General features: G+C 70.9%; 7 protein-coding genes. 6 read left to right on the top strand and 1 reads right to left on the bottom strand.

From position 1 onward, the window contains the following. The first annotated feature begins 313 nt into the window (after nt 1-313). The 6 genes from ACZ7GX_RS45375 to ACZ7GX_RS45400 all read left to right on the top strand — a co-directional run bounded on the left by ACZ7GX_RS45375 (nt 314) and on the right by ACZ7GX_RS45400 (nt 6,960). Nucleotides 314-1,264 carry a Ppx/GppA phosphatase family protein gene (locus tag ACZ7GX_RS45375; protein ID WP_498786872.1) on the top strand — a complete coding sequence of 317 codons (951 nt, stop codon included), beginning with the start codon at nt 314-316 and terminating at the stop codon, nt 1,262-1,264. Between the two features lie 197 nt (nt 1,265-1,461). Then, a complete protein-coding gene (locus ACZ7GX_RS45380; protein ID WP_498786873.1) occupies nt 1,462-3,126 on the top strand; it encodes a peptide ABC transporter substrate-binding protein in 1,665 nt (554 codons plus the stop codon). 40 nt (nt 3,127-3,166) lie between these two features. Beyond that, entirely contained in the window at nt 3,167-4,090 is a 924-nt protein-coding gene (locus tag ACZ7GX_RS45385; protein ID WP_498786874.1) for an ABC transporter permease, read from the top strand. Further along, on the top strand, nt 4,083-4,988 hold the full coding sequence (locus ACZ7GX_RS45390) for an ABC transporter permease (RefSeq protein WP_498786875.1): 906 nt from the start codon (nt 4,083-4,085) through the stop codon (nt 4,986-4,988). The genes ACZ7GX_RS45385 and ACZ7GX_RS45390 overlap by 8 nt, the downstream gene beginning before the upstream one ends. Before the next feature lie 9 nt (nt 4,989-4,997). Continuing rightward, nucleotides 4,998-5,972, top strand: a complete 975-nt coding sequence (locus ACZ7GX_RS45395) for an ABC transporter ATP-binding protein (protein ID WP_498786876.1) — start codon at nt 4,998-5,000, stop codon at nt 5,970-5,972. Then, nucleotides 5,965-6,960, top strand: coding sequence for an ABC transporter ATP-binding protein (locus tag ACZ7GX_RS45400; RefSeq protein WP_498786877.1), 996 nt, complete (start codon nt 5,965-5,967; stop codon nt 6,958-6,960). Before ACZ7GX_RS45395 ends, ACZ7GX_RS45400 begins: the two co-directional genes overlap by 8 nt. A gap of 14 nt (nt 6,961-6,974) precedes the next feature. Here the strand turns inward: ACZ7GX_RS45400 and ACZ7GX_RS45405 are convergent, their stop codons facing one another. Next, nucleotides 6,975-7,460 (bottom strand): HIT family protein, encoded by a 486-nt coding sequence (locus ACZ7GX_RS45405; protein WP_498786878.1) that lies wholly within the window; start codon nt 7,458-7,460, stop codon nt 6,975-6,977. Nucleotides 7,461-7,683: the final 223 nt, after the last annotated feature.

Here is a 7,683-nt window from a genome sequence, read left to right on the forward strand (position 1 = left end):
CCGGTGGTGCGCTGATGGCTGCCCCCTTGATACGTGTGGTAGCCCGGAGGGAGGTCGGTGGGATGACACGGAGCCCGGACCCACGACGGACCCGGAACAGGACCGCTGAACGAGGGGTCATCCTGCTGATCTGCCCGTCCGGCGAGGACGCTTTTGATATTTGATCTTTAGACCTTCCGCCTACCTACCTACCAACCAACCAGCCAACCAACCAACCAACCAACCGACCAACCAGCCCGCCGGCCCTGGCCGGACGACCGCCCACCACTAGTCTCCTGGGGGCAGCACTCATCACCGGGGAAGGACATCGGGCATGGCACGCGTGGCCGCGATCGACTGCGGGACCAACTCGATCCGACTCCTGGTCGCGGACGTGACCACATCGGACGGTGGGGAGCGGTGGTTGCGGGACGTGCACCGGGAGATGCGGGTGGTCCGGCTCGGCCAGGGCGTCGACGCGACCGGTGAGTTGCACCCGGACGCGATCGCGCGCACCCGTGCCGCGCTCGTGGACTACACGAACATCCTGCGCCGCAAGGGAACCGAGCGAGTGCGGATGGTCGCGACGTCCGCGACCCGGGACGCCGCGAACAAAGCGGCCTTCTTCGACATGACCCGCGAAGTGCTCGGCGTGGAGGCCGAGGTCATCACGGGTGACGAGGAGGCCCGCCTCTCGTTCACGGGCGCGGTGTCCGACCTGGACGCAGACGTTGGCCCGTTCCTCGTCTCCGACATCGGCGGCGGGTCGACCGAGTTGGTCCTGGGCACGTGGAACGGAGTGCGCGGCGAGGTCGAGGCCGCCCGGTCGGTCGACATCGGCTGCGTCCGGCTCACCGAGCGCTGCCTGCACTCGGACCCGCCGACCGAGGCCCAGGTGGAGGAAGCGGTGCGGGTGACGCGGGACGTGCTCGCCGAGGCGTTCGCCGCCGTGCCGACCGCCAAGGCCAAGACCTGGATCGGCGTGGCGGGCACCGTCACGACCCTCGTCGCGCTGGCCAAGGAACTGCCGCGCTACGAGCCGGAGGAGATCCACCTGGCCCGACTCGGCCTCGACCGGATCCGCGAGGTCACGGCGAAGCTGCTCACCATGGGGCACGACGAGCGCGCCGCCCTCGGCCCGATGCACCCAGGCCGGGTCGACGTGATCTGCGGCGGCGCGCTGGTCGTCCGCACGCTCGCCGACCACCTGGAAGCGCAGGGCGTCACGGAGCTCGTCGCCAGCGAGCACGACATCCTCGACGGCATCGCCTTCGCCCTGGCCTGAGGCGCCACAGGTCCGCCCCTGCGCCGGCTGACCCGGCTCAGCCGCAGGTCAAGCCACCCGTCCGTCAACTGGGATCGATCGTGACCAGGTCGTGACTCGCGCACCCGTGTGGCCCCGGTCACGCTGCCCCTAGGTTCTCCCTCACGCTGTGAAAGCGGTCGACTCTGCTCGGTGACCCCGATCAGGTGGGAGGACCCATGTCACGTGCACGATTAACACGCCCGACCCGGACCCCGGCCCCAACCACGACCGCCGCTGCCGCCGCAGCCGTGGCGCTCGCCCTGGTGGCCACGGCCTGCGGTTCGGCGGAGACCCCGGCCGGCACGGACACCGAAGCCGGCATCACGATCTTCAACACCGAGCCGGAGAACCCGCTCGTCCCGGGCAACACCACCGAGGTCGGCGGCAGCCGCGTCCTCGACCCGCTGTTCACCGGCCTGGTCGAGTACCGCGCGCAGGACGCGCAGCCGGTCAACGCGATGGCCGAGTCGATCGACACCGCCGACTCCCAGCTCTTCACCGTGAAGCTCAAGCAGGGTTGGCTGTTCCACGACGGCACCCCGGTCACCGCCGACAGCTTCGTGGACGCCTGGAACTGGACGGCCTACGGCCCCAACGCCACCCAGGGCGCGAGCTTCTTCTCCCAGGTCGAGGGCTTCGACGCGGTCCACCCGGCCGACCCCGACGGCGCCGACGGGCCGCAGGAGCCGCCGGCGCCGACCGCCGAGACGATGTCCGGCCTCGAAGTCGTGGACGACCACACGTTCACCATCACGCTGTCCGAGCCGTTCGCGGTGTTCCCGGTGACCATCGGCTACGAGGTGTTCTCCCCGCTCCCGAAAGCCTTCTTCGCCGACCGCGCCGCCTTCGAGGCGAACCCGATCGGCAACGGCCCGTTCAAGTACGTCTCCCGCGCGCTCGGCGCCGACATCAAGCTGACCCGCTACGACGACTACAAGGGCGCCGACAAGCCGAAGTTCAAGGACCTGACCCTGAAGGTCTACCAGAGCCGGGAGTCGGCCTACGCCGACCTCGTGTCGAACAACCTGGACTTCATGGAGGAACTGCCGCCCAACGCGCTGGCGGGCAAGCAGTACGAGACCGACCTCGGCGACCGGGTGGTGCAGCGGGAGACGCTGAACAACCAGACCATCGCGTTCCCGTTCTACCTGGAGCCCTACGACAACGCGGACCTGCGCCGCGCGATCTCCATGGCGATCGACCGCGAGGAGATCACCGAGCGGATCTTCGAGGGGACGCGCAAGCCCGCGGACGGCTGGACGCACCCGTTGATGAAGGGCTACCGGCCCGGTCAGTGCGGCGAGAACTGCACGTACGACCCGGACAAGGCCAAGGAGGCCCTCGCCAGGTCGGGCTACACCGGGGAGATCGTGCTGCTGACCAACACCGACGGCGGGCACCAGGAGTGGGCCGAAGCGGTGGTCAACAGCATCAAGAACACCCTCGGCGTCGAAGCGCGGCTCGTGCCGTCGACCAGCCTCGGCGAGTTCCGGCAGAACGTGAACGCGCACAAGATGACCGGCATGTACCGGGCAGGCTGGATCGCCGACTACCCGTCGATCGAGAACTGGCTCACGCCGCTGTTCCGCACGGGCGCGTCGTCCAACGACGGGCTGTACTCCAACCCGGCGTTCGACGCGAAGCTCGCCGAGGCCGACCGGGCCCCGAGCGAGGAGGCGGCGATCGAGCTGTACCTGGAGGCCGAGCGGATGCTGGCCGCCGACCTGCCGTCCATCCCGCTGTGGACGCAGAACACCATCGCGGGCCGGTCCGACCGGCTCAAGGTGGCCGACCTCGACCCGTTCCGCACGCTCGACCTCTACTCGGTGGAAGTGGCCTGACACCGGCCAGTCCAGCCATCCGGCCGAGGGGAGCGCGGAGTTGGGTCGGTACGTGCTGCGCAGGGTGCTCCAGGTGGTGCCGGTGTTCCTCGGCACCACCTTCCTGATCTACGCGCTGGTGTGGGCGGTCCCGGGCGACCCGTTCGAGGGCAAGTGTGGCGAGCGCGACTGCCCGGCCTCCTACGTGTCGATGATGCGCGAGCGGTTCAACCTGGACGACCCGCTGCCGCTCCAGTACTGGAAGTACCTGGTCAACCTGGTCCAGGGCGACTTCGGCGTCACGTCCTCCGGCGTGCAGGTGATCGACCGGCTCGCGGCGGCGTTCCCGGTGACGTTGCGGCTCGCCCTGGTCGCGGTGCTGGTCGAGGCGGTCATCGGCATCACCGCGGGCGTGGTGTCGGGGCTGCGCGAGCGCGGGTTCCTGGACAGCCTCGTGCTGGTCTCGACGCTGTTCCTGATCTCGGTCCCGGTGTTCGTCACCGGGTACGTCGTGCAGCTGGTGTTCGGGCTGCAGCTCGGCTGGATCGCGCCCACGGTCACCACGCCCACGTTCGGGAACCTGGTCGTCCCCGGCTTCGTGCTGGCCAGCCTGTCCATGGCCTACGTCGCCCGGCTGGCGCGCGCGAGCATCGCCGAGAACCGGCGCGCGGACTACGTGCGCACGGCGTTGGCCAAGGGGCTGCCGACGCGCCGGGTCGTCGGCGTGCACCTGCTGCGGAACTCGCTGATCCCGGTGGTCACGTTCCTGGGCACGGACCTCGGCGCGTTCCTGGGCGGCGCGATCGTCACCGAGGGGATCTTCAACGTGCCCGGCGTCGGCGGCCTGGTGTTCCGGTCGATCCTGACCAAGGACGGCGCGATGGTGACCGGCGTGGTGACCGTGCTGGTCCTGGTGTACCTGCTGATGACGTTGCTGGTGGACCTGCTGTACGCGGTCTTGGACCCGAGGATCCGCTATGACTGACCGACTGGCCCCACCCCTCACCGGACCAGAACGGCCGCGCGGCCTGTTCGGCGACGCCTGGCACGCGTTGCGGCGGCGACCGCTGTTCTGGGTGTCCGTGTCGTTGATCGCGCTCGTGCTGCTGATGGCGGCGTTCCCCGGCCTGTTCGCGTCCGGCGACCCGAACGCGGCGGACCTGTCCCGGTCGCGCGGCGCGCCCTCGGCGGCGGCCTGGTTCGGGTACGACAACCAGGGCTACGACATCTACACGCGGGTCGTCCACGGCGCGCGGGCGTCGGTCGTCGTCGGGGTGCTGGCCACGGCGGGCGTCGTCCTGGTCGGGGCAGGCGCCGGCATGCTGGCCGGGTTCTACGGCGGGTGGCTGGACGCCGTCGTGTCGCGGATCGCGGACGTGTTCGTCGGCGTGCCGTTCGTGCTGGGCGCGATCGTCATCCTGACCACGTTGAACGCGGGCGGTGACGCGGGGCCGGCGCGGATCGTGGCGCAGGTGGTGCTGTCGATCTCCGTGCTGTCGTGGCCGGTGGCGATGCGGATCATGCGGTCCACCGCGATCGCGGCCAAGCAGCAGGACTACGTGAAGGCCGCACGGGCGCTCGGCGCGTCGTCGGCGCGGATCATCGGCAAGCACCTGCTGCCCAACACCGTCGCGCCCGTGCTGGTCTACTCGACGATCGCGCTGGGCGCGTTCATCGGGGCCGAGGCGACCCTGTCCTACCTGGGGATCGGGCTGCGGCAGCCGGTCGTGTCGTGGGGCGTGATGATCAACAGCGCCAAGGACTACCTGCGCGTCGCGCCGCACGCGCTGCTGTTCCCGGCCGGTTTCCTGACCGCGACCGTGCTGGCGTTCGTGATGCTGGGCGACGCGGTGCGCGAAGCCCTCGACCCGAAGCTGCGGTAGGAGGCGGTCGTGCTGCTGGAGGTCGAGGACCTGCACGTGGAGTTCCGCACCCGGGACGGGGTGGCGCGCGTGCTCAACGGCGTGAGCTACCACGTGTCGGCGGGCGAGACGCTGGCCGTGCTCGGCGAGTCCGGCTCGGGCAAGAGCGTGACCGCGCAGGCCGTCATGGGGATCCTGGACACGCCGCCCGCGTTCGTGACGGGCGGCTCGGTGCGGTTCCGCGGCGAGGAGCTGCTGTCGGCGTCGGCGCAACGACGGCGCGCGGTCCGCGCCGAGGGCGTGGCGATGATCTTCCAGGACGCGTTGTCGGCGCTGAACCCCGTGTTCACGGTGGGGTTCCAGATCGAGGAGCAGCTCCGGCTGCGGCGCGGGATGAGCCGGGCGCGGGCCCGGGCGCGGGCCGTCGAGCTGCTCGACCTGGTGCGGATACCGGCGGCGCGGCAGCGGGTCCGCGACTACCCGCACCAGTTCTCCGGCGGCATGCGGCAGCGGGCCATGATCGCGATGGCGCTGGCGCTCGACCCCGAGGTGCTGATCGCGGACGAGCCGACGACGGCGCTGGACGTGACCGTGCAGGCGCAGATCATGGACCTGCTGGCGGAGATCCAGCGGGAGCGGCGGATGGGGCTGGTCCTGATCACGCACGACCTGGGCGTGGTCGCCGAGGTGGCCGACCGGATCGTGGTGATGTACGCGGGGCGGATCGTGGAGCAGGCGGACGCGGTGTCGCTGTTCCGCTCGCCCGGCCACCCGTACACGGCGGCGTTGATGCGGTCGCTGCCGAGGCTGGACTCGAAGGGCGCCGCGCTGGAGACGATCCGCGGGCTGCCGCCGAGCCTGCTGCGGATCCCGTCCGGCTGCCCGTTCCACCCCCGGTGCCCGCGGGCGGAGGACGTGTGCGCGACGCACGTGCCCGGTGACGTGCGGCTCGGTGCGGGGCGGACCAGCGCGTGCCACTTCGCGGAGGAGGTCGTCGGTGGCTGAGCTACTGGAGGTGCGCGAGCTGGTGAAGCACTTCCCGGTGACGCGCGGGGTGCTGTTCCGGCGGACCGTGGGACGGGTGCGCGCGGTGGACGGCGTGTCGTTCTCGCTGCGCGCGGGCGAGACGCTGGGCGTGGTCGGCGAGTCGGGGTGCGGCAAGTCGACGTTGGCGCAGGTGCTGATGCGGCTGGAGCCGCCGACGTCGGGGACGGTGCTGTTCGAGGGCGAGCCGATGTTCTCGTTGCGGGGCGCGGCGTTGCGGCGGTGGCGGCGGGACATGCAGATCGTGCTGCAGGACCCGTACACGTCGCTGAACCCGCGGATGACCGTGGGCGACATCGTCGGCGAGCCGTTCGAGATCCACCCGGAGGTCGCGCCCAAGGGGTCGCGGGCGGCGCGGGTGCGCGAGCTGCTCGACGTGGTCGGGCTGAACCCGGAGCACCTCAACCGGTACCCGCACCAGTTCTCCGGCGGGCAGCGGCAGCGGATCGGGATCGCGCGGGCGCTGGCGCTGCGGCCCAAGGTGATCGTGTGCGACGAGCCGGTGTCCGCGTTGGACGTGTCGATCCAGGCGCAGGTGATGAACCTGCTGGCGGAGTTGCAGCGCGAGTTCGGGCTGGCCTACGTGTTCATCGCGCACGACCTGTCGGTGGTGCGGCACCTGTCCGACCGGGTGGCCGTGATGTACCTCGGGAAGATCGTCGAGATCGGCACCGAGGAGCAGATCTACCAACACCCCACGCACCCTTACACGCAGGCGTTGCTGTCGGCCGTGCCGGTGGCCGACCCGGCGCTGCGGGGCCGCCGTGACGTGATCCGCCTGACCGGCGACGTGCCGTCACCGGTGAACCCGCCGTCGGGCTGCCGGTTCCGCACGAGGTGCTGGAAGGCGCGGGACGTGTGCGCCGTGGAGGAACCGGCGCTCGTCACGCGCGTCGGCGCCCACCCCAGCGCCTGCCACTTCGCCGAGGAACGCCACGTGGTCCCGTGACCGGGCTTCCCGGGTCACCCACCCCGGCCCCGGTCGCGGCGGATCGCGGCGAACACCCGCCGCGCCTCGGCGCAGAACTCCTCGACCTCGGCCGGGTCCGGCTCCTGCCCACCGTCCATCATCCGGGCCTGCAACTGCTCCGACCGCAGCCCGCCGTACCGCGCCACCAGCTCGGCGGTCACCGGCTGCACCGCGATGTGCAGGTGTCGCCGCGCGGCCGGCCCATGCGACCAGAGGCACACGTAGGTCTGCTCGGGCCGGCAGACGGCCTCGACCACGCGGGCCGTGTCGCGCAGCAACGGGCCCATCTCGGCCACCGCCTCGTCGTCGAGGTCCGCGACCGCCACCACGTGCTCGCGCGGACCGACGATGAGGGTGCCGAGGTTCATCGGGCCGACGACGTGGTTCACCACCCACGACCGCGTCTCGTGGACGACCCCGCCCGGCAACGCTTGGCGACCGGTCAACAGGTCGCAGCCGAGGCACCCCACGACGTCCATGCCCACTCCCGGGTGGTCGTGCGCCCGTCGCGGGCCGTTCCGGCAGGCCCGCGACGGGGACGGGGTCAGCGGTTCGAGGCCGATTCCACGAACGCCGCGAGGTCCTTCGACTGCTGCACCCGTGACGGCTCGTGGACGTACATCACGTGAACCGTAGGGCTTGACCAGGCAAAACAGGGTGGGAGCGTCGCCGGTACATCGGGGGACATGTGACCCTGTTTCC

The organism is Actinosynnema sp. NPDC037264, assembly GCF_055603705.1.

Coding starts and splice junctions, on each gene's coding strand:
- ACZ7GX_RS45375 (WP_498786872.1), top strand. CDS start 314: ATGGCACGCGTGGCCGCGATCGACTGCGGGACCAACTCGATCCGACTC.
- ACZ7GX_RS45380 (WP_498786873.1), top strand. CDS start 1,462: ATGTCACGTGCACGATTAACACGCCCGACCCGGACCCCGGCCCCAACC.
- ACZ7GX_RS45390 (WP_498786875.1), top strand. CDS start 4,083: ATGACTGACCGACTGGCCCCACCCCTCACCGGACCAGAACGGCCGCGC.
- ACZ7GX_RS45405 (WP_498786878.1), bottom strand. CDS start 7,460: ATGGACGTCGTGGGGTGCCTCGGCTGCGACCTGTTGACCGGTCGCCAA.